General features: G+C 61.6%; 24 protein-coding genes and 1 pseudogene. 6 read left to right on the forward strand and 19 right to left on the reverse strand.

The annotated features are described in order from the left end of the window. Position 1: 1 nt before the first annotated feature. The 10 genes from A6V37_RS29040 to A6V37_RS29085 all read right to left on the reverse strand — a co-directional run bounded on the left by A6V37_RS29040 (position 2) and on the right by A6V37_RS29085 (position 11,384). Positions 2-529 (reverse strand): phospholipase D-like domain-containing protein, encoded by a 528-nt coding sequence (locus A6V37_RS29040; protein ID WP_242665877.1) that lies wholly within the window; start codon positions 527-529, stop codon positions 2-4. Between the two features lie 331 nt (positions 530-860). Beyond that, entirely contained in the window at positions 861-1,625 is a 765-nt protein-coding gene (locus tag A6V37_RS29045; RefSeq protein ID WP_064270078.1) for an Imm52 family immunity protein, read from the reverse strand. After that, a complete protein-coding gene (locus tag A6V37_RS29050) occupies positions 1,626-2,321 on the reverse strand; it encodes a Tox-REase-5 domain-containing protein (RefSeq protein ID WP_064270077.1) in 696 nt (231 codons plus the stop codon). Then, on the reverse strand, positions 2,321-2,680 hold the full coding sequence (locus tag A6V37_RS29055; protein ID WP_064270076.1) for a hypothetical protein: 360 nt from the start codon (positions 2,678-2,680) through the stop codon (positions 2,321-2,323). Before A6V37_RS29055 ends, A6V37_RS29050 begins: the two co-directional genes overlap by 1 nt. Then, entirely contained in the window at positions 2,661-3,170 is a 510-nt protein-coding gene (locus A6V37_RS29060) for a DUF4123 domain-containing protein (protein ID WP_165614467.1), read from the reverse strand. The genes A6V37_RS29055 and A6V37_RS29060 overlap by 20 nt, the downstream gene beginning before the upstream one ends. A gap of 11 nt (positions 3,171-3,181) precedes the next feature. After that, positions 3,182-5,524: a type VI secretion system Vgr family protein gene (locus A6V37_RS29065; RefSeq protein ID WP_075643578.1), complete on the reverse strand. Its 2,343-nt coding sequence runs from the start codon at positions 5,522-5,524 to the stop codon at positions 3,182-3,184. A gap of 675 nt (positions 5,525-6,199) precedes the next feature. Continuing rightward, positions 6,200-7,276 carry a porin gene (locus A6V37_RS29070; protein ID WP_423213150.1) on the reverse strand — a complete coding sequence of 359 codons (1,077 nt, stop codon included), beginning with the start codon at positions 7,274-7,276 and terminating at the stop codon, positions 6,200-6,202. 86 nt (positions 7,277-7,362) lie between these two features. After that, the gene (locus tag A6V37_RS29075) at positions 7,363-8,430 is read right to left on the reverse strand and encodes an ABC transporter ATP-binding protein (protein ID WP_064286578.1); all 1,068 of its coding nucleotides are present in this window, start codon (positions 8,428-8,430) and stop codon (positions 7,363-7,365) included. Next, positions 8,423-10,192, reverse strand: a complete 1,770-nt coding sequence (locus A6V37_RS29080; RefSeq protein ID WP_064270072.1) for an ABC transporter permease — start codon at positions 10,190-10,192, stop codon at positions 8,423-8,425. The genes A6V37_RS29075 and A6V37_RS29080 overlap by 8 nt, the downstream gene beginning before the upstream one ends. A gap of 103 nt (positions 10,193-10,295) precedes the next feature. Continuing rightward, positions 10,296-11,384, reverse strand: coding sequence for an ABC transporter substrate-binding protein (locus A6V37_RS29085; RefSeq protein WP_064270071.1), 1,089 nt, complete (start codon positions 11,382-11,384; stop codon positions 10,296-10,298). A 139-nt stretch (positions 11,385-11,523) separates the two neighbouring features. On the opposite strand from A6V37_RS29085, the gene A6V37_RS29090 reads away from it, so the two are divergent. After that, the gene (locus A6V37_RS29090) at positions 11,524-12,195 is read left to right on the forward strand and encodes a response regulator (RefSeq protein WP_064270100.1); all 672 of its coding nucleotides are present in this window, start codon (positions 11,524-11,526) and stop codon (positions 12,193-12,195) included. Beyond that, on the forward strand, positions 12,192-13,619 hold the full coding sequence (locus tag A6V37_RS29095; protein ID WP_064270070.1) for a sensor histidine kinase: 1,428 nt from the start codon (positions 12,192-12,194) through the stop codon (positions 13,617-13,619). The genes A6V37_RS29090 and A6V37_RS29095 overlap by 4 nt, the downstream gene beginning before the upstream one ends. A gap of 17 nt (positions 13,620-13,636) precedes the next feature. Here the strand turns inward: A6V37_RS29095 and A6V37_RS29100 are convergent, their stop codons facing one another. From A6V37_RS29100 to A6V37_RS29110, 3 genes are all read right to left on the reverse strand, one after another. Next, positions 13,637-14,788 carry a CmpA/NrtA family ABC transporter substrate-binding protein gene (locus A6V37_RS29100; RefSeq protein WP_064270069.1) on the reverse strand — a complete coding sequence of 384 codons (1,152 nt, stop codon included), beginning with the start codon at positions 14,786-14,788 and terminating at the stop codon, positions 13,637-13,639. Between the two features lie 10 nt (positions 14,789-14,798). Continuing rightward, the gene (locus A6V37_RS29105; RefSeq protein WP_064270068.1) at positions 14,799-15,374 is read right to left on the reverse strand and encodes an ANTAR domain-containing response regulator; all 576 of its coding nucleotides are present in this window, start codon (positions 15,372-15,374) and stop codon (positions 14,799-14,801) included. A gap of 180 nt (positions 15,375-15,554) precedes the next feature. Further along, positions 15,555-16,796 carry a cyanate transporter gene (locus tag A6V37_RS29110; protein WP_064286580.1) on the reverse strand — a complete coding sequence of 414 codons (1,242 nt, stop codon included), beginning with the start codon at positions 16,794-16,796 and terminating at the stop codon, positions 15,555-15,557. A gap of 276 nt (positions 16,797-17,072) precedes the next feature. Here A6V37_RS29110 and A6V37_RS29115 point away from each other — a divergent pair, with 276 nt between their 5' ends. Further along, a complete protein-coding gene (locus tag A6V37_RS29115; protein WP_242665876.1) occupies positions 17,073-17,741 on the forward strand; it encodes a GntR family transcriptional regulator in 669 nt (222 codons plus the stop codon). Positions 17,742-17,907: 166 nt separating this feature from the next. Here A6V37_RS29115 and infA read toward each other — a convergent pair whose 3' ends face one another. The 3 genes from infA to A6V37_RS29135 all read right to left on the reverse strand — a co-directional run bounded on the left by infA (position 17,908) and on the right by A6V37_RS29135 (position 19,364). Next, positions 17,908-18,183 carry a translation initiation factor IF-1 gene (infA, locus tag A6V37_RS29120; protein ID WP_064270065.1) on the reverse strand — a complete coding sequence of 92 codons (276 nt, stop codon included), beginning with the start codon at positions 18,181-18,183 and terminating at the stop codon, positions 17,908-17,910. Positions 18,184-18,315: 132 nt separating this feature from the next. Then, positions 18,316-18,597: a hypothetical protein gene (locus A6V37_RS29125; RefSeq protein ID WP_064270064.1), complete on the reverse strand. Its 282-nt coding sequence runs from the start codon at positions 18,595-18,597 to the stop codon at positions 18,316-18,318. Between the two features lie 548 nt (positions 18,598-19,145). Then, on the reverse strand, positions 19,146-19,364 hold the full coding sequence (locus tag A6V37_RS29135; protein WP_064270099.1) for a hypothetical protein: 219 nt from the start codon (positions 19,362-19,364) through the stop codon (positions 19,146-19,148). A 191-nt stretch (positions 19,365-19,555) separates the two neighbouring features. On the opposite strand from A6V37_RS29135, the gene A6V37_RS29140 reads away from it, so the two are divergent. From A6V37_RS29140 to A6V37_RS29150, 3 genes are all read left to right on the forward strand, one after another. Next, a complete protein-coding gene (locus A6V37_RS29140; RefSeq protein ID WP_064286584.1) occupies positions 19,556-20,200 on the forward strand; it encodes a helix-turn-helix transcriptional regulator in 645 nt (214 codons plus the stop codon). Between the two features lie 84 nt (positions 20,201-20,284). After that, a complete protein-coding gene (locus A6V37_RS29145) occupies positions 20,285-20,479 on the forward strand; it encodes a DUF1653 domain-containing protein (protein WP_064270062.1) in 195 nt (64 codons plus the stop codon). A 32-nt stretch (positions 20,480-20,511) separates the two neighbouring features. Beyond that, complete coding sequence (locus A6V37_RS29150) at positions 20,512-20,706, forward strand: YqaE/Pmp3 family membrane protein (protein ID WP_064270061.1); 195 nt, start codon at positions 20,512-20,514, stop codon at positions 20,704-20,706. Positions 20,707-20,806: 100 nt separating this feature from the next. On the opposite strand, the gene A6V37_RS29155 is transcribed toward A6V37_RS29150, so the two are convergent. From A6V37_RS29155 to A6V37_RS39565, 3 genes and pseudogenes are all read right to left on the reverse strand, one after another. Beyond that, complete coding sequence (locus tag A6V37_RS29155) at positions 20,807-21,241, reverse strand: helix-turn-helix domain-containing protein (RefSeq protein ID WP_064270060.1); 435 nt, start codon at positions 21,239-21,241, stop codon at positions 20,807-20,809. 9 nt (positions 21,242-21,250) lie between these two features. Further along, positions 21,251-21,571: a DUF4258 domain-containing protein gene (locus tag A6V37_RS42905; RefSeq protein ID WP_075643577.1), complete on the reverse strand. Its 321-nt coding sequence runs from the start codon at positions 21,569-21,571 to the stop codon at positions 21,251-21,253. A gap of 75 nt (positions 21,572-21,646) precedes the next feature. Continuing rightward, positions 21,647-21,862: pseudogene (locus A6V37_RS39565) on the reverse strand (2Fe-2S iron-sulfur cluster-binding protein); the annotation flags it as partial. Positions 21,863-22,012: the final 150 nt, after the last annotated feature.

Here is a 22,012-nt window from a genome sequence, read left to right on the forward strand (position 1 = left end):
CCTAATCCCAACTGGACCGCTTCGGGTCTTCTCTGCGGAACTCGACCAAGGATGCGTATGGATTGCTATTTCTATCGGACTTTCTGTCTTTGTTTCGGGCGATAATTTCGCCCCAACTCTTAAAAGCATTCTGTGCATCCAGTCTCCCATTGACTTCTTTTTTTCCCACCCCCATCCCATTCGTATGAATTCCCCACAGCTTCTCCCTTAGTGGCTGCGTCACGCGCATCGACTCGTGACAGATATTCAACTCGCTATCCACCTCCATGCTGCGGAGATTGACGTTGGCCGAGCCATGCGCCACAAATACATCGTCTATGATCATCAGTTTGGAATGGATATACACCTCGTTCCACGCGCCGCCTTTCGGTGTATCTGGCGGAACGAGGGTGCAGATATGCACGTTTAGCCCTGGAATATTCAACTTCTGCGGGTCCTCTGTCTTTGCCTTCTCCAGTTGCGACTTCAATTCGTTCACGCGCCGGGCCGCCGTGGCAGCTTCCTGCTGAGATGCGGCTATGTTGTTCACGACATACTGCGCTGAGCTGGAAAATGGGTCGACCTGCATATGAATTGCATTATCGAATGCTCCCAATGTCGAATGCCACAGTGGAACTCTGAGCGAGGGATTCCTCATTGCACACCAATTGCAGCAGCAACGCGGCCTGAAAGCACCGAAGCAGTTTATGGATTCGCATCGGCCAGTTCCGTGCCAACGGCGGACAGCCATAATTGCTAACCGCCGATTTTTGTTCCCCCAAGTCCCGCTAGATCTCACACGGAAATTCTCATAGACGTATTTAGTGTTAGTCGAACGTGGTATCCCCTTGCATTTTGGCAACTACTGCCGCCGATTTTCATTATTGGAAAGAAGGATCAATCACTGGCAATGCATCCAGATCCACCAACCGCATTTCCACTCGCTGCGCTTGCTCGATGTGTAGAGGATTGTGAACATCGAATTGATCACTTACGGCCACAACAATGGAGCCGCGACGACTGAGGATTGGGATGACTTCGTCAGCCTGGGTCAGGTCCGCGGGTTCGATCACCTTTGGGACAAAGCCCATCCAGCCAAGAAACCGTCGATGAGGGAAGGTGCGAAAGTCAATGCTGTATGTGTCAGCACCCTTTTCGCCATCCTTCCGGGGCCATTTTGACGTATCGACGGCAGCGAACTCAACGGACTCATCATTCACCACCGCGCCAAGGATACCTTTCATCATCTTTGTGACGTCGCTTTGCGGCCATGCAATATCGGGATCGATAATCTCCAACTGTATTCTGCCGTGACCGGGTTCGAAGATAAGTGAGCATCGCCCTTCCTCTACCTCGAAGGCTCGTTCGTCGGAAGCGCTAGTCAATAACGCGCTGAAGCCAAACGGATATTCGGGCCATTCCCTGAGAGTTTCAGCATGGCGCCGCTTGATCCACGCCAAGAAATTGGTTCTATCGACCACCTGGGGGAACGGTCGCTTCGATTCTTCCTGAGTGCTTGGACTTAGATACCAATGGACGGTAGGCAAGAAAGGGTGGATGGTAGTAAGCAAACTGCTCAGCCATTCATAGCCCTCGTCTTCAGTGAGCGGATGTCTCTTTATGATGAAGTGAAATCTGGTATTCATTTAAAGGCCCAGTATCGGCATAGGAGTCAATCGTGCAACAGTTTTCGGGAGGCCTGTTTCCACGGCTTTGGCATAAGGTAGTCTTTGCATGAAATGCCATTCCAATTTTCCTTGTGGCGCAGTGTTTGCTATGGCGGCCTGTTGTCGCGGATAGTCTTTGCTAACCCAACCCGTGACAATCCCTAAACCCCAGGGCTTCGCGAGATTTCCTCTTTCATTCCACAGGTCCTCAAAGTTAGCCTTCGCTTCGACGACAGTACACATGCTTCGCCAGAAACCATCAAACCAGACGCCACCGTAACTCCATTCGGTTGTCGTATAGATTCCGCCATTACCAAACATATCCTTTGTCATCTGCCAACCTAGATCAATCTCAGTATTGGCGTTGTCTCCGCGTTTGACGTAGGAAAAGCGCTCTGGCCCTGCATGCAGATTCCCGATGTACAACTGATAGTCGTAGTTGATGCGATTACCGCGAGTGACATAACGCGGTTGCAATGCTTGTCCCACAAAGCCCTCCTGCAACCTGCACTGATTGCACTGGCTCTGGTTACCGGACTCGGCGCAGTCTGATACTTTATCTTTCGATAGCGACGTCGCTTGCTCGCTTAACTCAACACCCACACCGAGTGCCACCAAAATGCGTATGACAAGGGCACCCAATCCTTCTGCAGCTGGAGCGACAATGACAGCCATTATTGATCCTCCCTATGCCACTTTGCCCCGGCTTTCATACCCGATAAAATGTCTTGCGCTGCAAGATTGCTCGGGCGGCTTCCGCGTATCCAGAGGTCTATGCCCATCTCGTTTCGCAGACCGCGTGCCCACGCTACATCCGCCTTCGTCCATTCGACCAGCGTGGGTAGATGAGTGATGTGCAAGGTTTCACTGGCATGTCCATAGCTGCGCTCAACCTCCCGGATAAGAGCGGAGTCATTCATGTCTGCAACGGCCGATGAGTATTCTCGGCGTATCTCCGCCGCAAGTTTTGGGGCGAATGTGCGAGCATCGGGCAGCGAAAGTATCTCCAGTTGATCAGGCGTCAGCGTCAACATAGATTATTTCCTCTAACAGGTTGCACTCGGCATCTACTCGGCTTATCTGATGGGTTTTACCTTTCAAAGCGACCTTCCACTCCAATACAGGCCCCATGAATGCCACGCGTTGCTCCATCGTTAGAACACGTTGAAAGCGCGACCATGCACGGGGATCCCAGAAACGATGCATGCCGCGGCTTCCGTCTGGGAGCATTAGGTCGATTTGAGATTCCAAATGTGCAAACAACGTCTCAAAGTCGACCTTTGCGACTAACCAACTGATCGCAGGATATTTGCTCTCGATGAGCATCAACCAGGAGAACAACTCTCGGGTGGCTTCGATCTCTGGAACGTCGATCAGCCATGGCCCCACATGGGCCAGACTAGCCTCGCGCTGATTGGTGAACAGGCACTGTGAGCGCGCTCCGGCCAATTCGACACGCTGCAGTAATTCGCGATAGATAGAAGGTGTTTCGACAGCGCAGTCAACCAGGGCGAAGCGTCTCACGGAGTCCATCGTTAGCGCCCCAGAAACGGTGAAGCATGCAATGCGGCGTTCAACAGACACTCAAGGCATATGGGTCGTTGGCCCAGAACAGGCATTGCACGTTTTTCGGTAGCTGCGGACTGTTTCTCCCAAAAGGCACCCTTCTCAAGAATGTCGCCCGGGGTGCCGTTTTCTATACGCTCGCCGTTGATTCGGATGTACGATCCGCCAGCTCCGATCCACACTTCCCTAGCAGCGGTGAGGACCAGCTTGCCGTCGGTGCTGATGATCGTCACGTCCTTCAGCGCGGCCAGTGCCATTTCATCGCGCTGAGCCTGAATTTCCACCTTGCCCTTCGCGGCAAACAGCTTCATGCCGAGTTTCTGCGCGAACAGCGATACCCGTTCGCCTGCGGCGACCGTTAAGCGATTCATGACGCCGATGTCGGCGTTGCCCCCCGCGGTTGCGATCAGATTCTGTTTGGCGTTCAGTTGCAGATGGTCGCCTGAGACCATCCCAACGCCCGCAGGAGCGCTGGCAAGAATTCCGGCCTTTTTCAGATCCTTGAGTGTGCCGAGAAGTGCTTTTTGCTCCGCATAGTCGGCGGCAATTGCCTGGGCAGCCTTGGCCGCCTCGCCGAGAGCCTCCATTTGCTGCAATGCTTGGTCGAGCAGGGCCACGGCAGGCTTCATGTCTAGCTGCTTGCCGTTTGCGGCCGGCTGCGCATCGGCAGAGATCAAAACCCCTCTGCCACCGCGGATTGCTACGTGTTCGTCGGTGCGAAGCTCCGCCCCCCGCCCCCGCTCTTTGCGCTGATCGTCCACCATATGCCCCAGACTCAGCTCACTGGTCTGGAACGGCGTAGTCAGATGGATATGCTCATTACCCTCCTTGTCCTCCATGCGCATCTCGTTCTGCGCGACGGTACGGATCAGGTTACGGGTCTGATTCAGGTTGTTGACCAGGTCCGGATGCAAACTGTCGTGCATCGCACCGATAATGACGGGCCGATCCGGATCCCCGTCCGTATGAATAATCGCAACTTCCGCTCCATCAATCAGCGGAAAGTGATGACCGTAGTTGTCACCGCTATACGGTTTCGCAAGCCGCACCGGGCGACTCGTGCCACCCGGACTCCACGTGTCGAGGTCGAACGGCAGCTTGATCACATACCAGCCTTCCTCCGTCAGGTAGGCGCGCTTGTAATCTCCGGGGGACGTGATCCGCGCTGGCAGAATACCGTTGATAAGCGGCCGCGCGGCCGGAATGACCGGCGTACGCCAGACGCGATCAGCCGGAATCGCGGAGAACGTATTCGAATACGCCTGTTTGCGGCCACCACTGGATGAGACGGAGACAATGAACAGCCCGTGCGGCGCGTCAGCGAGTTGCTGGTCGAGGTTCAGCACCTCACCTGCCTCGAGCGCGAACGCGTTGCCCTTACCTTCGAAGGTTATCTGCTGCGCCAGATGCGCCTCGTGGCGCAATTGCGCAATGCGCCGCCCTTCCTGAGGCGTTTCGTAATGCTCGCCCCAGCGGTAGTCGACCGCGTTCGTGGTCTTATCGTCGCGCGCGGCGTTCTGTTCGACGAGCAGGTTCACACCAGCCTGACGATGGTTGTAGTCGTTCAGCCGGATCGCCTCGGGCACGCGCCGCATGTGACGCTCAATCGACCTGACAGAGTCCGCCCCGGAATTGGCCAACCCCGAGTGACGCCGGAACGGCACAACGCGCTGGTTGCGCGCATAGGCATCGAGATCGTCGCCAAAGACGATAACCTCCTGGTCTTTCTCCTGTTCGAAGCGGAACCAGATGCCTTCATCCGCCGCAATACGCTGGATGAAGGAAAACGTTGTTTCGTTGTACTGGGTAATGTATTTGTGACGCTTGTACTGTGCCCGCAGATTGAACTTGAAGTCGACACCTTCGCGGTACCCGTAGTGGCGCACTGTGTCGGTGATGATCTCCTGCACCGACTGCTTCTGGAACAGCCGGCTCGTCACCGCGCGAGCCAGATCGGCTGTGCGCGGCTCGATGAGCAGCCGGTAGTGCGTCTCGTCGGCGGACGAACCAAGCTGGTCGAACCGCGTCACGATGCCGTGAATCGTGCGTGCCGGCGGCATCTCGCTGAACTTCGACGCGTTCTCGCCGAACATCTTCAGCAGGTAGTCGGCGTCCGGGTCGATGGGGTCGATCACGAACTTCGCCGGGCGTCCCAGCACCTGGTCCATCGGGAGGTCGGCGACGGGGCTCGTGAACTCGATGTCGTAGCGGTACAGACGGCTGATGCCCTCATCGCCTTCGAACTTCAACACGGAGAACGGCGCCGGATGCGGTGCGAGTTTGACCTCGTACGCCTGAGACGGAAGAACCATCAACCCCATCGAAGACTCCCTTGAACTGTATGACGCCGGAGACAGTAACGCCGGGATGTATCACTGAATAACGCGCCGCCTGCTCTGACGGCCTGTGGTCTGGAACCGCATTAAACACGCAAAGACAACCCATGGCAAACCGTTTTCCTATCCACAAAAAGATGGCGAATTGAAATTCAGTATTGACTTGACCATTGCCAACGCTTGCATGTAACGGTCATCGAGAAGCAGCTATCGCTTCATATCAAGAATGCGTAAGCGCCCGGCTCAAATCATGAATTTCTCAAAGATTCGTGAGACGTTGAAAAAGATATTTAAGATAGTTATTCTGAATAATTTGGCGCGCTCGCGGTAGTAAGCGTTACATATGTGTCGAGCAGAATGGTGGGAGTGGACAGAGTGTCTGCTGCGAGTCGCACGCACGACGTCACAGCGTTATTTGCAGCCAGATGGGTGGCCAACAGTGGCCGTATGCGTGCGTTGTCTGACGCAATAATCAGCGCAGCCATTCGATTGACGTAAAGCGGGTCGTTGATACTGGTGCAAATTGCACAACGCGTGCTGACGTTCCAGTTGAAAGTGGATGCAGCTCGGCAAGCTGCGGCCAGAACGGCGAAAGGCGCTGGCCTCGTCGAATTTCTCGAGCGGGCAGGGCGCATCGCGCCCTGCGTTGCTTCAGAAACGATGCTGAATCCCCGCCGTCACACCCGCTTGCGTATCCGCCGCGCCGATCAGATCACGTGACAGGCTGACCGGCTTGTCGTGCTTGGCCATCGCATAACCGCCCGCCATGTACAACACCGTGCGTTTCGACAGCGCATACTGTGCGCGCAGCGAGAACAGCGTCGGATCGGCGTCGCTCGCGTCCTTGATGTCCTGGTGGTAGACCGCGGCGAACAGCGAGATGAACGGCGTCACGTCGTACTGGCCGCCGAGCCAGTACATATCGCTGCGCAGCGTCGGCGCGGCGGTGTGGAAGGTGCGCCGGTAGTTCCGGTAGCCGGCCATGGCCTTGACCGGGCCGAAGTCGTAGCTCAGGCCGGCATTAATGCCTTGAATGTAGTTGGTGGTGTCCGCGGGCGTGACGCTGTCGTTCGCGCCGTTCTGCCGGTCGAAGGTCGCGACGGCCGCGAACGGACCGTTCTCATAGCCCAGGCCGAAGTCGTACTTCGAACTCGACTTCATGCTGCCGGGCACGTTGCCGAAGCCGTACATTGCGCCGAATTTGAAGCCGGAGTAGGTGCCGTCGTAACGCACGGCGTTGGCCGAACGCGAAAACAGGCCGTCCTTGCGGCCGCCCGTCGCCGTGGACGAGGTGGCCCACGAGTAGTTCGGCGCGTAACCCATCGGGTCGAACGGCAGCATGTAGTCGTAGGTGGTGGTGAAATTGCGGCCGAGCGTGATTTGCCCGAAGCGGTTTTTCAGGCCGACAGTCGCGCGACGGTCGAAGATCGCGCCGGGGCCGTCGTCGAACTGGCCGTTCGCGACGTTGATGCCGCTTTCCAGCTGGAACACCGCCTTCAGGCCGCCGCCAAGATCCTCGACGCCGCGCAAACCCCAGCGCGACGTGTTCTTGCCGCCGGACACGAGCCGCGTGGCGCCGCCGTCCGCGCTCGCATGGTTCACGTACTCAATGCCCGCATCGACGATGCCGTAGATGGTCACGCTCGATTGCGCCTGCGCGCCGCCGGCAAAACCAGCAAGTCCGGCGCAGGTCGCGCCGAGGGTCGCTTTGAGGGTCTTCTTTTTCATGCTCCACTTCATCAACAGTCTCCTGTGGTTGGTTTTGTTGCATCTACGAGGACATCCCAAAGGGAATGTCCTTCAGGGCAGGGAGTTCAGCTCGCCTGAGCGAATGCCCAGCAGTCGTTGGCGGGGAATTCGATCCAGTGGCGGCCGGCCGCGCGCGGCACGTGGCCGAAGGCGCGCAGGCGCAGATCGCCGCAGTGGAACAGGTATTCCCAGCGGTCGCCGAGATACATCGACGTGATCAGTTCGGCCTGCAGACGATTCGCACCGGGACCGTCGGCGACCTGCACGCGCTCGAGGCGGATCACGGCCTGCGCGTTCTGACCGACCGTGAGCGCTTCGCGCGCCTGCGCCTGCAATTGCCAGCTGTCGCCGGCCAGCGTCACGCGTGCGCCGTCGACGGCGGCCACGCGCGCGTCGATGCGGTTGTTGCTGCCCATGAATTCGGCGGTGTAGAGCGAGCGGGGCGCTCCGTACAGGTCGGCGGGGGTGCCTTCCTGTTCGATCCTGCCGTTGCGCAGCAACAGGATGCGGTCGGACATCGCCATCGCTTCGGTCTGGTCGTGCGTCACGCACAACGCGGACAAGCCAAGCGAGACGATCAGCTCGCGCAGCCACGCGCGCGCTTCCTCGCGCAGCTTCGCGTCGAGGTTCGAGAGCGGCTCGTCGAGCAGGATCACCGGCGGGTTGTAGACGAGCGCGCGGGCAATCGCCACACGCTGCTGCTGGCCGCCGGAGAGTTGATACGGATAGCGCGCGGCAAGATGGCCGAGGCCGAGCTGATCGAGCGCGGACTGCACGCGCTGTTTCTGCTCCGCGGCCGAGACGCGCCGCAGCTTCAGGCCATAGCCGACGTTGTCCGCCACTGTGCGGTGCGGCCACAGCGCGTACGACTGGAACACGAGCCCGAGCGAGCGCTGCTCGACCGGCAGATCGATGTGCGCCGTGCCGTCGAAGAACGTGCGGCCGTCGAGCTGAATGCGGCCCGACGACGGCTGCTCCAGCCCGGCCACCGCGCGCAGCAAGGTGGTCTTGCCGCTGCCCGACGCGCCGAGCAGGCACACCACTTCACCGGGATTCAGCTCGAACGACACACCCTTCAGAATCGGGTTGTCGCCATAGCTGAGAAAGAGGTTGTCGACCGTGAGCTTATCCATGCAATTTCACTCCGAAGCGCAGGGCGACACCGAGTCCGGCGCCGACCATCGCGATGTTGATGACAGAAAGCGCCGCGACCTGATCGACCGCGCCGGTCGCCCAGAGCGACACCAGCAGCGCGCCGATCACTTCGGTGCCGGGCGAGAGCAGATAGACGGCGGTGGAGTATTCGCGCTCGAAGATCATGAAGATCAGCAGCCACGCCGCGAGCAACCCGAAGCGCACGAGCGGCAGCGTCACGTCGAGGCTGACGCGCGTGCGCGTGCCGCCCACGCTGCGTCCGGCTTCTTCGAGTTCAGGGCCGACCTGCAGCAGCGCGCTTTGAATCAGGCGCATGCCGTACGCGAGCCACACCACGGTGTAGGCGATCCAGATGCTCCACATGGAGTTCTTCAGTTCCTTGAGTCCTGGCACGAAGAGGAAGATCCACAGGAACGCGAGACCGGCGAGCAGGCCCGGCACCGCCCGCGGCAGCAGCACGAGGTAGTCGAGCAGGCGCGTGGCCCAGTCGTTGTGCCGGTGGCCCGCGAACGCCACCAGCGAATAGAAGCCCACCGCCAGCGCGCCGCCGATCACGCCGATGCCGAGCGTGTTCAGAATCGCGCGCACCAGGTTGTCCTGCTCGAACAGTTCGGTGAAGTTGGCGAGCGTCAGCACGTCGGCGAGATGCACGCCCAGGCCCCAGTTGGTGACGAACGCGCGCAGCGTGATGCCGGAAAGCGGCACGAACACCGTGAGCAGCAGCCACAGCGCGACGATCGCGAGCGCGACCCAGCGCCACGCGCCGAGCGGCAGCACGGTCTGGCGTCCCGCCTTGCCCTTGACGGTGACAAAGCGGTTCGCACTCTTCAGCAATCTGCGTTGCAGCAGCACGAGCGGGAACGTGATCGCGACGATGCACACCGCGACCGCGGCCATCAGGTGATACGAGGGCACGCCGAGCTTGTTGGTGAGCTTGTAGAGATAGGTGGCCAGCACGAGATGCCCTTCGGGATCGCCGAGCACGAGCGGCAGGCCGAACACTTCGAAGCCGAGGAAGAACACCAGCACGCCGGCGAACAGCAGCGCGGGCAGCGTCATCGGCAGGCTGACGTCGAGCGCGACGCGAAACGGCCGCGCCCCGGCGACACGCGCCGCTTCTTCCACGTCCGAGCCGAGATTGCGCAGCGCCGCCGACGAATACAGGTACACGTGCGGTACGTGCGTGAGTCCGACGATCACGGTGATGGCGAAAATGGAGTACACGGTCCACGGCGCTTCGGCGGTGCCGAACAGCTCCATCCACCAGACCGAGTAGAAGCCGACCGGGCCGGCCGCGACCACGTAGCCGAACGCGAGCACCATCGGCGAGACGAACACGGGCGTGAGCAGCAGCGGCTCGAGCCAGCGGCGGCCCGGCAGATCGGTGCGTACCATCAGGAACGCGAGAATGCCGCCGAGCGGGATGGAGATGAACAGCATCCCGGCCGCGATGACGAACGAGTTTTTCAGCGCGGACCAGAAGTCCGGGTCGCTGAAAATGAATTCGAAGCCGGTGAGGCCGAGGGTGCGCTTCGCGTCGAAGAACGGTGCATTCAGCACGCTCTGCAGCAGGATAAAGCCGAGCGGCAGCGCGACCGCGACGGTCAGCACCGCGACGACGAGCCAGCGCAGCATCCCCGCGAACGGCTGCAGTGTGCCGCGCGGCAGCGCGCCGATGGAGCCGCCGTCGGCCGCGTGCGGCGGGGCGCCGCGGTGTCCGGTTGCGCTAGTGGAAAGCATGAGTGTCCCCCTGCGGCAGATGCGCCGCATATCGACAGGTATGGAAGGAAAGGCAGGCGAGCGCGCGGTTCAGCGCGCCCGCCGGAGCGTCAAACGCGGGTGCTCAGCGCTTGATCGACTGCTGCCATTGCTTGAGGAATTCGAGCCGCTTGGACTGGTCGAGATAGACCAGCAGGCCCGCACCGATCGGAATCGGCTTGAGGGAGTCGCCGAGCTGCTTCGTCAGACCGGCCATCGACGTTTCACCGTCCACGTCGGCGCGGATCGAGAACAGGCTCGCCTGATTCGCGAGCAGGGTCTGGCCGCGCTGCGAGAGCAGGTAGTCGACCCACAGCTTCGCGGCATTCGGGCTTTGCGCTTTCTTCGAGATCGTCACGAGGCGGCTGACCACCAGTGTGTAGTCCTTCGGATAGACGTAGCCGATCGACGGATCCTTCTTCGCCTTGGAGAGCGCGTACGAGCCGAGAATGTTGTAGCCGATCAGGTTCTCGCCCGACGAAATGCGCTCCATCATCGCACCGGTGCTCGATTGCAGCTTCGGACCCGTGGCGCCCATGGCCTTCACCAGATCCCACGTGACCTGCGGGTTGACGCGCGCATCCTGGGTCAGATAGTTGAACCCGACGCCGGATTTTTCGATGTCGTAGGTCGTGACCTTGCCCTTGAACTGATCGGGCTTCTCCTGCAAAAGCTTGATCAGATCGGCGCGCGTTTGCGGCACTTCGCCCGCCGGCACGAGGCGTTTGTTGTAGACGATCGCGAGCGGCTCGTACGTGGTGCCGTAGGCCTGCTTCTGGTACTGCGCCCACTGTGGCAACTGCTTCGCCTCGGGCGATTCGTAGGTGGCCATGAGGCCGTCGTTGACGAGCTTGACCTGCAGGTCCATGGCCGAACTCCACAGCACGTCGGCGCTGGTGCTGCTGGCCGCGTTTTCGCTGATGTAGCGGTTGTACAGCTCGGTGCTGTTCATGTCGTTGTACTCGACCTTGATGCCGTACAGGCTTTCAAAGTCCTTGATGAGCGGACGCACCAGCGCGGTGTCCGTGACCGAGTAGACGATCAGCTTGCCTTCCTTTTTCGCCCCGTCGACGGTGCTCTGGTAGTCGCTGGGGTATCCAGCCGGAAACGACGCCCATACTGGGTTTGCGGCGAATGCGACAGCTACGGCGAGACTCTTCAAAACTTTTTGCACGTCTTCCTCCAGAAAACTTCATGTTGGTTTTGTGTAGGCGAATGGTAAGTATCGCGTGCTTTCTGAATGCTTTCAGTTTTCGAAAGAAATGCGTCACAATGCCCGGATTCACCTCATGGATTTCCCTGGGATTCCGCTCATGCGCGTACTGCTCGTCGAAGACAATCCGATCCTTTCCCGCTCGCTGACCGACGCGCTGACCATCGCGAAACTGACCGTCGACTGCATGCATGACGGCGAATCCGCTGATCACGTGCTGCGCACGCAGGACTACGCGCTGGTGATTCTCGATATCGGCTTGCCGAAGCTCGACGGTCTCGAAGTGCTGCGCCGCTTGCGGGCGCGCCGCAACGCGGTGCCGGTATTGATGCTGACCGCGCATGGCGCGGTGGAGGAGCGCGTGCGCGGCCTCGACCTCGGTGCCGACGACTATCTCGCCAAGCCGTTCGCGCTCACCGAACTCGAAGCGCGCGCCCGTGCGCTGCTGCGCCGCGGTCACGGCCAGGAGCTGCTGCATGCGCAATGCGGCGCGCTGCTGTACGACAGCGTGGATCGCAGCTTCACGCTCGACGGCGAGCCGCTCGCGCTGACGCCACGTGAGCGTTCGGTGCTGGAGGTGCTGATCCTGCGCAATGGCCGCGCGATCAACAAGGAAACGCTGTCGGAGAAAATCTTTGGACTCGACGAGTGGGTGAACGCGGATGCCATCGAAATCTATGTGCACCGCTTGCGCAGAAAACTCGAACACAGCGCGGTCGCCATCGTCACGCTGCGCGGACTCGGCTATCTGCTCGAAGCAAAAAGCGCATGACGCGGCCGAATCTGCGCGTGCGGGTCGCGCTCTGGCTGTTGTTGCCGCTGCTTCTGCTGCTCGGATTCGACGCCTGGCTCACGTATCAGCGCGCCATGAACGCCGCGCACGCGGCCTTCGACCGCACGCTTGAATTTTCCTTGCGGTCGATCCGCGACGGCATCCGCTTGCGCGACGGCCAGATTGAAGTCGACCTGCCGTACCTCGCGCTGGAGATGTTCGAATCGAACGGTGGCGGCAACATCTACTATCAGATTCGCGAAGCGGGCGGCCGCGTGGTGACGGGTTATCCCGATCTGCCGGACGCGCAGCCGGTGCCGGGCGAGCCCTACAGCGTGCAGTTCTACGACGACGTGTTTCGCGGCAGACCGCTGCGCATCGCGATGCTGAGGCTGCCGGTGCACGACGTGCCGAGCGCGCAGACGCGGGTGGTGGTGGTGCGGGTCGGCGAAACGATCGAACAGCGCCAGGCTCTCGCACGCGAGATTCTGACCGGTTCGCTGCAACAGGAAGGCCTGCTGGTGGTACTCGCGCTCGGCATCGTGTGGCTGGGGGTGGCGCGCGGCCTGCGACCGCTGAACCGTTTGTCGGCCAGGGTGGCCGCGCGCGCGGAAGACGATCCCACCCCGCTCGATACCGCCGGCTTGCCGAGCGAAGTCGTGCCGCTGGTCGATTCGATCAATCAGTACATTAGCCGCACGCAGTCGATGCAGTCATCACGGCGGCGCTTTTTCAACGACGCCGCGCATCAGTTGAAAACGCCGCTGGCGGTGATTCAGGCGGAGTCCGAACTGGCGCTGCGCGATACCGACGCTGCCCACGAGAACCCGGGCGGCCAGCGGCGGCAGGGGGTGCATTTGCGGCGCCTGAACCGCGCGGTGCAGCAGGCGGTGCGTATCGTGCAGCAGTTGCTGTCGCTGTCGCGGCTCGACGCGGACAGCGGCTACACCGTCAGGCATGCGGCGGTGCAACTGCATAAGGTGGCACGCAGCGTCGCGCTCGACTGGTCGCCGGTGGCGCGCTCGCGTGGCATCGACCTCGGCTTCGAACAGGACGTGCGGATCGACGTGATGGGCCAGGCCGATCTGCTCGCGGAACTGGCCGGCAATCTGATCGATAACGCCATTCGTTATGCGGGCGACGGCGCGGTGATTACCGTGCGTGTTGCGCGTGACGGCGAGCAGGCCTTGCTGCAGGTAATCGACAACGGGCCGGGGATTGCCGCGGGCGAACGCGAGGCGGTGTTCGAGCGCTTCTATCGCAGCGAGGCCACCCAGGCGGTCGAGGGCAGCGGGCTGGGTTTGTCGATCGTAAGGGAGATTGCGCGCGTGCATGGCGCGCGGGTTGCGCTGACCGACGCATCCGGCGGTGGACTCGTGGTCAGCGTACTGTTTCCTTCGGTAAAGGGGGCAGCGGCGGCATGAGGTCGGGCCGCCGGACCTTAGCGGCGAATCGGAAACCGCCTGGCGTACGCAACCGGTGACGTATCGCTGCCCCACGTTTCGCCGTCGATCAAAACCTGCGGCGCGCCGTCTCCGGGCACCGCCACGTTCACACCGGCGGCCGCCTTGCGATACAACTGCGTCTGGTTGATGCGCGCCGCGATCTCCGCATAGTCCGCGCGCGCGTCGAGCATGCCCCAGCGCTCGAACTGCGTGAGGAACCACGCGCCCTCGAACGCGTGCGGATAGTTCACCGCGCCGTTGTCGAAGAACCGCATCGGCAGGCCGCGCGGCGCGGACGCGGCAATCTCGCTGCCGAGGCGTGCCGCGATCGGGGCTTCGTCGATACCGATGTAATCGGGCCGGGCGAGCCAGCGCGCGATGTCCTCGCGGTGCCCCGCTCCGTCGAGCCAGCGGCAGGCTTCGAGCATGGTCTGCACGAGCGCGCGCGTGGTGTTCGGATTGGCGCGGACAAAATCGCGCCGGCACGCCAGCACCTTCTCGGGATGATCCGGCCACACGTCGCTCGTATAGGCGATCGTCCGTCCCACGCCTTGCGCTTCGGCTTGCGCGTTCCAGGGCTCGCCGACGCACAGGCCGTCGAGCTTGTCTTCGGCGAGCGCCGCGACCATTTGCGGCGGCGGAATCGCCACGCTCTCGATCTCGCGCAACGGATCCACGCCTTGCGACGCGAGCCAGTAGTACAGCCACATCGCATGCGTGCCGGTCGGGAAGGTCTGCGCGAACACCGGCTTGCGGCCCAGCGCCGCCAGCGCCTTCGGCAGGGTGCCGTGCTCGGCAAGCAGATTGGCGAGACGGTTCGACAGCGTGATCGCCTGGCCGTTGCGGTTGAGCACCATCAGCACGGCCATGTCCGTTTGCGGCCCGCCGAGACCCAGTTGCACGCCGTAGACGAGACCGTAGAGCGCGTGCGCCGCGTCGAGATCACCCGAGAGCAGCTTGTCGCGCACGGCCGCCCATGACGGCTGGCGCGACAACTCCAGCGTAAGGCCGTGGGCGTGGCCGAATTCGAGCAGTTTGGCGGCGACCAGCGGCGCGGCGTCCGACAGCGCCACGAAGCCGAGCCGCAAATGGGTTTTCTCGAGCTGCCCCGATGTGGACGACGTGGTGAGGGAGGTAGGAGAGTTCATGAGCGGCGCTTCATTTGTTCGACTCGGCCGCCGCGACAATGGCGCGCGCGACCTCGGCAAGTTTGACGCCCTGGTTCATTGCGCGTTTGCGCAAGCTGGCGTAGGCGGCGTGTTCGGTGATCTTCTGCTGGTCCATCAGCAGGCGTTTGGCGCGATCGATCAGCTTGCGTTCGGCGAGCTCGTTTTCGACCTGCGCGAGGCGTTCGCGCAACTGCGACTCCTGCGCGAAACGCGCGAGCGCGACTTCGAGGATCGGAGCGAGCCGCTCCGTCGCGAGACCTTCGACCAGATAGGCGGTGACGCCCGCATTCACGGCGTCGCGAATCAGCTGCTGATTGTCGTCGTGGCTGAACATCAGCACGGGGCGCGGCGCGGTGGCGTTCATCACCGCGAGCTGTTCGAGCGTATCGCGCGACGGCGATTCCGTATCGACGATGATCACGTCGGGCCGTTCGCTCTGCACCACGCGATGCAGGGCTTGCGGTGTGGTCGTGCCCGCCAGCATCTCGTAGCCGAGCCGGGCGAGTGCCTCGCGCAAATCGCCAATGGGTTTGTCGGTATCGGTGACGAGGAGAACGCGCAGCATGGAATGAGTTTTGTCGACGGCTGACTATGGATAATGCAATGACCATGCCAGGTGACGCATGCTGCGCTGAAAGCAACGTAATCGCGGATTAAGCGGTCGTATGCCGCGCTTCGGCTGCACCCGCACGGGGCATGTGAGAATGATGCACCGAAGCGGCGCATGGCGCCGCCGCTCACATGCTCAACGCCACGTGCCGTAACTGCGGGGCGACAGCAGGAGGCTTACCGCCATCATCGCGACGACGCAGACGGCCAGCATGATCCACGCGGCGCCGAAGCCGCCGCTCCAGCCCCGCACGATGCCGGCCACGACCGGCGCGACCGCCGCCACGATAAACCCGACGCCCTGAGTGAACGCGACGAGCTTGCCGGCCACGCGGTGATCGGCCGAATGATCCATGGCCGTCACGAGCGACAACGAAAATACCCCGCCCAGTCCCGCGCCGGCTACGCCGACCCACAGCAAGGGCACGGCATCGGGCCACACGATCAAGCCTAGTAGTCCGAACAGTTGTGCGAGGAGGCCCAGCACCAGCCACGGCCGCCGGTCCCGGAACGACGCCGCTGCCAGCGGCAGCAACAGGGCCGAGACGGCCTGAAATACCGTCATTGCCGCCAGCAGCGAGCCGCTTGCCGCGACGCTCATGCCGCGCTGCTGATAGAAAGCCGGCAACCATGCGACGAGGCTCGTATAGCCGCCGTTGACGATGCCGAAGTAGAGGCCCAGCGTCCACGCGCGCCGCGTGCGCCACAGCGAGATGTCGGCGGCGTTTGCGGAAGTGTTCTGCGTGGCGGCGCGGTTCGAGGAAGACTGCCGGTTCAGGGTCCACCAGCAGACTAGCGCCAAACACGCAGGGACAGCCCATGCCGCAAGACCCGCATGCCATGACTGCGCCACGCGGCTTATCCATGGACTCAAGCTCGCGCCCAGTCCGCCGCCCCCCATGATCGACGCGGAGAACACGCCCATGGCCAACGGCACGCGCGCATGAAAGCGCTGCTTCATGACCGCGGGCAGCAATGCCTGGATCGCTGCGACGCCGATGCCGGCAAGCACGGCCGTCGCCAGCAGCGCGGCGCCGCTCGATGCGCTTAGGCGTGCCGCGCACGCCAGCGCAATCGCCAGCAGACCGAGCGCGACGCCACGTGTTTCGCCGATCGTGCGAGTTAGCGCGCCTGCGCCGAACGCCCCGATACCCATCGCGACGACCGGCAGGCTCGTCAGCAGCGACGCGCCGTAAAAGCTGAGGCCGGTTGCCGCGCGGATCGTTGTCATCAGCGGGCTGATCGACGTGAGCAGCGGACGCAGATTGATGCCGATCACGACGATCGCAGCCAGCCACACGGCGTCCCGCCACGTTAGCGCCGTGGCGACGTAGTGAGCGGAAGCGACGGGCGGATTGGCGCTGGAGGGCGAATTCACGATGATCCTTGATGCGGGAGAAGGGCGCCTTGGCAGTCTGGAAGATCCGTGCAAGGCGTATTTTGGTCAGCCATAATAACGTGAAATGGTTAACCATTTTTGCAATGCCCGGTATAGCTCACGGCGCAGGCGGATGGCGCCGCCCAACCGGCGCCGCTAGAATGCCGGGCGATATCGCTCCCTTTCCGGTTACCTGAACCTATGGCTCCACCATCCCGTCGCGCCCTGTCTGACAACGCTGAAACGTCCGCCCAGACGGCGCCCGACAGCGATCCGATGAGCGTTGAAGCGCGTATTTACGAGTCCATTTCCGCGGCCTTGTTGCAGGGGCGCCTGCGGCCGGGCGCGCAACTGGTCGAGCGGGATCTCGCCGCCGCGTTCGGCTGCACGCGCGGCGCGTTGCGCAAGGTGCTCGCGCGCCTGGGCTTCGAGGGAAAGCTCGTGCTGGAGGCGAATCGCGGCGCATTCGTGCCGTCGCCGTCGGAGGAGGACATTCGTGAGGTGTATCGCGCGCGGCAGATCGTCGAGGCGGGCATCGTCACGGCTTTGTGCGGGACGTTGAGCGCCGCGCACAAACGTCGCTTGCGCGCGCATGTGCACAGCGAAGAGAAGGCATTGCGCGCCGGGGCCATTGAAGAATCGGTGCGCCTGGCCGGCCAGTTTCACGTGCTGCTGACGGAACTGGCAGGCGGGAGGGCGCTACTCGGAATGGTCGGGCAACTGGTCGCCAAGACCGAGTTGTACAAGGCGCTGTTCGATCCGTCGAAGGGTTCGACGTGCTCCGCGGACGAACATCGGCAAATCATTGAAGCGCTCGACGCGGGCGACCTCAACGTGGCCTTGACCGCCATGCGCAAGCATCTGGCGGAACTGGAGGAGCGGGTGGTCGAGCAGGTGCGCAGAAGCGCCGCCGGAGAAGACCTCAGGGCGGTATTCAAACTTTGAGCGCGCTTCCAGAGCGAAGCGCAGGAGGGGTGCGCGATACCGCGGCGCGCCGCTCGGGCCCGAACCTACGAGTCAAGCCGGAGAAGGCGCGCGGTTCACCTTGAGCGCAATGGCCCGCGCCGGGATCGTGCGGGACACGACCAGCGGGCCCTGCGGCACGCCTGCCTTAACGGCGGCGGAATGGCGCGTTGCCGCGGGGAGCGCCGCCACCGCTGGCGCGCTCGTCTTTGTGACGGAAATTGATCCGGCCTTTGGTCAGATCGTAGACCGACAGTTCCAGCGTGACGCGGTCGCCCGCGAGAATACGAATGTGGTTCTTGCGCATGCGCCCGGATGCGTAAGCGCCAACCACGACGCCGTTGTCGAGCGTCACGCGGTAGCGGCTGTCCGGAAGTACTTCGTCGACGATACCGTCAAGTTCAAGCAGTTCTTCTTTCGCCATGCATTACTCCTGGTCGATGGGATTAGGGTGCGTTGGCCGCCTGTGTGTGCGGCTCAACATCAATCAGATACGGATGACAGGAGCTTTGCGGCCCACTGCCTTGTGGCATCACCTATGCGCTGGCGGTGCCGCTCAGAGATCGGCGACCGACTGGCCGTCCACGCGGCCGTCGATCAGTTGCTCGGCGTGGGCCATGCACGCAATGCGCGCCTTGCCCGTGCCGTCGAACGGAAACAGATACTGCAGTCGAAACACGCGCCCCTCGGCCGCCGGATTGGCGCCCACGCGGCAGATGCGCACCGACGCGTCGTAACCGGCGTTCGGGTTGCGGCTCGTTTGGCCGGTTGCCGGACGGCGCGGATAGACGAGCGGGTGAATTTCGTAACCCTTGTACGTCTTGACAGCTGAAATCATGAAACACATGTCCTGTATTACGTGGCCGTCGTGTCACGCGTGTTACGCGCGGCACGACCAGCCGGACGGCGCAGCCTTGGGGCGCGCCGCCATGGAAAAAGTTGGCACAGGCCCGATTGCAAGGGCTTGGGCGCGGCCGCGCAAAATCGCGGATTCGATGGAGAAGAAACACGCCGAAGTCGCGCGGACAACGGGCGCATAAAGCTGATCACTCAGCTGCACAACTCGCGACGGCGAATGCAGGCGGCGCATTGCCGGAGTGACGGGATCGCCGACGGGCGGCGGTCGAACAGTCGGGGGTGGTGCGGAGATGCCGGTTTGAGACTGCCAGGTGCTGCCGGTGCTACGAACGCGGGATACAGCTATTCCAATATAGTGCCATAAATGGGCCTAATTAGATAGCGAAAACTTCCGCGCATGAGCAGACCGCCCAGCCGGCGCGGGTTTGCGCGAGATGTCCGGGGCGCCGGCGGTGTGCCGGAGGGGCGCTGCGGGACGCCGGGTGCGGAAGGCTCCGGCGCGGACCGATGGATGGTCCGCGGGGCGCTTCAGCGCGAAGGTTCGGCGACGCGCTTTTGCAATTCGCGCGACGCCGCGAGCGGAATGCGCGCGTCATCCCAGCCGGCCAGCCATTCGACTTCCTTCGAGGTGAAGATCTGTCCGTGGTTGCGCAGCGTGTATTGCAAGGAATCGATGATGTGGTTGCGGATGATTTCCGGCGTGCCTGCGTCATCGAGCACGGCGCGAAACGCTTCTAGCGTGGCCATCTGGAGCTCCGTGAAATAGAGGATTCTTTTATCGCACGAAAAAAAATCGCTCGCCAGGCGGACAAAAATCGCCGCGCGGCGAAGAACGGGCGCCGATTTGCCTGTGGGGCGATTCGCGCCGCGGTCGCCGCGGCGGGGCCGGATGGCTACAATGGCGAGTTGCCGAATCCTTCGACCATTGCGATTGTCCAATGCGCAAGACCAACGTCTCTCCTGTGAAAGACCTGCTGCTGGAGCGCTACGCTCCTATCGCCGACGGCATCGCAGCGCTGTTGTATCCCTGTGCCGAAGTGGTGATTCACGATTTGCGCGACCAGACCATCGCCTACCTCGTGAACAACCTCTCGAAGCTCGAAGTGGGCGGCCCTTCCGTGCTGGATGAAGTCCATTACGCGGCGCGCGGCCAGACGATCGGACCGTACGAGAAGCTCAACTGGGACGGCCGGCGCATGCGCTGCGTGAGCAACATTCTGTTCGACGACGACAGCAAGCCGGCCGGCATGCTGTGCATCAACTTCAATATTGCGGTGTTCGAAGACGTGCGCTCGACGCTCGACCTGTTCATCAAGGGCGGCAATCTGACGGACGCGCCGGCCGAGGAACTGTTTCGCGACGACTGGCAGGACCGTATCAACACGTACCTGCATACGTGGCTGCGCGAGCGGCAGATCGGCATCAATGCGCTCACGCGCGAGCACAAGCGGGAAATCGTCGAGGCGCTGCACGCGCAAGGCGCGTTTCGCGGCCGCAGTTCCGCGAACTATGTGGCAGCCGTGCTGACGATGGGACGCGCCACGGTCTACAAGATTCTGAAGCAGATGAAAGAGGGCGGTTGAGGCTCCGAAGGAAGTCCCCTTGAGGGACGGTTCGGGCGCCGCTCTGCGCAAACGCTGCGGTTGTTCAATTCAAGGAGAGTTCGAATGGTGCGCTACCGGCACTACAAAGGCGGGATTTACGAACTGGTGTGCGAGGCCACGCTCGAGTCGGACCCCACCGTCACGATGATCGTGTACAAAGCGGCCAATGGTACGATCTGGACACGTCCGGCGTCGGTATTTTTCGAGTTGATTGAAGTCGACGGCGCCAAGGTGCCGCGCTTCGCGCCGATCAACTAGCCCGCTACCCACATTGCCTACAGGAAATCCGTATGCGTCTACTGCTTGCCATCATTCTGCCGTGGTTCCAGTTCTTCACGATCGGTCGTCCGTTTGCGGGCATCGTCTGCCTGATTTTGCAGATCACGCTGATCGGCTGGATTCCGGCCGCGATCTGGTCGGTGTATGCATTGAGCCAGTACAACACCGACAAGAAAATCGCCCGGGCGATGGGCAACGGGCGTTGAACGCAGACTGATCAACCCCAACCAGGCGGTCATGTCGTTCAGCACCAACTGACCGGCATGAGCATCGGGCGGCGCGTTGGCCGCGCGAATAATGTCCAGATTAAGCTGCCTTAGGGAGCCACCCGTTTTCGGTGTCTTCGAAAATCATTTTCTCTTCCGGTTTGCGGTCAAGATCGGCGATCAACTCGATCATTTCCTTTAGCTTGACGTTGCCGTCTATCGTTTCAAGGTAGAGCGCGCGGAACATCCGGTCGGCAGTTTTCGGAATCTTTCCGCGCTTTTCCCAAAGCGCAACGGTTTGCTCCGACGTTCCAATCAAATCGGCAAGACGATGCTGGGATAGGTCCAGTTCCTTGCGCAGGAACCGGAATTCCGCGCCAGTGAGATAGCTCTTGCGAGCGATCGCCCTGCCGATGGCCAAATGGAGGCCCTCGGCGTCTTCGATGGACACAGCCTTTCCGTACGGTGTCTTTCTCGTGTTGTAGCCGTTAGCCAGCCACACGTTTTGCAGCCCTATTTCTGTGTAGTGGTACATGGCCGTTCCTTAATAGACTGTAACGACTGCAACCCAATTGCCGTCGTCTGCGCGCTCCAGCGCCGCTGCAATCGTGACTTCATCTCCCGCATGCCGGCGAGTCAAAGTGCACTGCCAGTGACCGTGCAAATTGACGTGCCCTTGCTCACAGATATGACCATTTCGCAGGCAGTCATAGACTTGTGTTGGCGTTATCTTTCGTTCCCGCATCCGCTTCTTGGCATGTGGGACGAAAAACACCCTCGCGGTGTCAGCCGCGGTTTCGCGGATCAATCGCTTTAGGTTTTCGTCGGTTAGCTTGAGCGGGACGGGTTGCGAGGACATACCCATAATTATTATAGGTATGTCGTAAGGTGGCAAGGGAAACTTGCAGCGATTGATCGGGCGAAAGCGCGCTTCCTTCGATCAAATTCTCGAGGCGTCAGGAACCTCGATGACCAGATCCGTTCTGGCGATGGCAACGCAGGGCAGAATAAGGCCTTCGGCCTTTTCTTCCCGGCTCAATCCGGGCCATTCGATCGTGTAGGAGACCGTTCCGCTGACCAAACGGCAAATGCACGTGCGGCACGTCCCATTGCGGCACGAGCGCGGCAAACGCAGATTTGCGAAGCCTGCCGCTTCTGGATCTTATACACATCTGACGCTGCCGACGATCCACCCTGTCTAGCACCCTGTGGGTGCCGCAACATTAAAACAAAAGACAATGAATGACAAGAACGCCCCGCAATCTCGTCTATTCACACCATGCCCGTCACACCGTGACCCCGCTAA

Origin of the sequence: Paraburkholderia ginsengiterrae (assembly GCF_001645125.1) — a bacterium.
Classification (GTDB): Bacteria; Pseudomonadota; Gammaproteobacteria; order Burkholderiales; family Burkholderiaceae; genus Paraburkholderia; species Paraburkholderia ginsengiterrae.

What these genes read in the sequence shown, in the direction of transcription:
- A6V37_RS29140 (WP_064286584.1), top strand. Translation starts at nt 19,556, where the DNA reads ATGCGCAAGACCAACGTCTCTCCTGTGAAAGACCTGCTGCTGGAGCGC.
- A6V37_RS29065 (WP_075643578.1), bottom strand. Translation starts at nt 5,524, where the DNA reads ATGGTTCTTCCGTCTCAGGCGTACGAGGTCAAACTCGCACCGCATCCG.
- A6V37_RS42905 (WP_075643577.1), bottom strand. Translation starts at nt 21,571, where the DNA reads ATGGGTATGTCCTCGCAACCCGTCCCGCTCAAGCTAACCGACGAAAAC.
- A6V37_RS29155 (WP_064270060.1), bottom strand. Translation starts at nt 21,241, where the DNA reads ATGTACCACTACACAGAAATAGGGCTGCAAAACGTGTGGCTGGCTAAC.
- A6V37_RS29075 (WP_064286578.1), bottom strand. Translation starts at nt 8,430, where the DNA reads ATGGATAAGCTCACGGTCGACAACCTCTTTCTCAGCTATGGCGACAAC.
- A6V37_RS29125 (WP_064270064.1), bottom strand. Translation starts at nt 18,597, where the DNA reads ATGATTTCAGCTGTCAAGACGTACAAGGGTTACGAAATTCACCCGCTC.
- A6V37_RS29150 (WP_064270061.1), top strand. Translation starts at nt 20,512, where the DNA reads ATGCGTCTACTGCTTGCCATCATTCTGCCGTGGTTCCAGTTCTTCACG.
- A6V37_RS29135 (WP_064270099.1), bottom strand. Translation starts at nt 19,364, where the DNA reads ATGGCCACGCTAGAAGCGTTTCGCGCCGTGCTCGATGACGCAGGCACG.
- A6V37_RS29115 (WP_242665876.1), top strand. Translation starts at nt 17,073, where the DNA reads ATGAGCGTTGAAGCGCGTATTTACGAGTCCATTTCCGCGGCCTTGTTG.
- A6V37_RS29100 (WP_064270069.1), bottom strand. Translation starts at nt 14,788, where the DNA reads ATGAACTCTCCTACCTCCCTCACCACGTCGTCCACATCGGGGCAGCTC.
- infA (WP_064270065.1), bottom strand. Translation starts at nt 18,183, where the DNA reads ATGGCGAAAGAAGAACTGCTTGAACTTGACGGTATCGTCGACGAAGTA.
- A6V37_RS29055 (WP_064270076.1), bottom strand. Translation starts at nt 2,680, where the DNA reads ATGTTGACGCTGACGCCTGATCAACTGGAGATACTTTCGCTGCCCGAT.
- A6V37_RS29070 (WP_423213150.1), bottom strand. Translation starts at nt 7,276, where the DNA reads ATGAAAAAGAAGACCCTCAAAGCGACCCTCGGCGCGACCTGCGCCGGA.
- A6V37_RS29105 (WP_064270068.1), bottom strand. Translation starts at nt 15,374, where the DNA reads ATGCTGCGCGTTCTCCTCGTCACCGATACCGACAAACCCATTGGCGAT.
- A6V37_RS29045 (WP_064270078.1), bottom strand. Translation starts at nt 1,625, where the DNA reads ATGAATACCAGATTTCACTTCATCATAAAGAGACATCCGCTCACTGAA.
- A6V37_RS29145 (WP_064270062.1), top strand. Translation starts at nt 20,285, where the DNA reads ATGGTGCGCTACCGGCACTACAAAGGCGGGATTTACGAACTGGTGTGC.
- A6V37_RS29050 (WP_064270077.1), bottom strand. Translation starts at nt 2,321, where the DNA reads ATGGCTGTCATTGTCGCTCCAGCTGCAGAAGGATTGGGTGCCCTTGTC.
- A6V37_RS29080 (WP_064270072.1), bottom strand. Translation starts at nt 10,192, where the DNA reads ATGCTTTCCACTAGCGCAACCGGACACCGCGGCGCCCCGCCGCACGCG.
- A6V37_RS29090 (WP_064270100.1), top strand. Translation starts at nt 11,524, where the DNA reads ATGCGCGTACTGCTCGTCGAAGACAATCCGATCCTTTCCCGCTCGCTG.
- A6V37_RS29095 (WP_064270070.1), top strand. Translation starts at nt 12,192, where the DNA reads ATGACGCGGCCGAATCTGCGCGTGCGGGTCGCGCTCTGGCTGTTGTTG.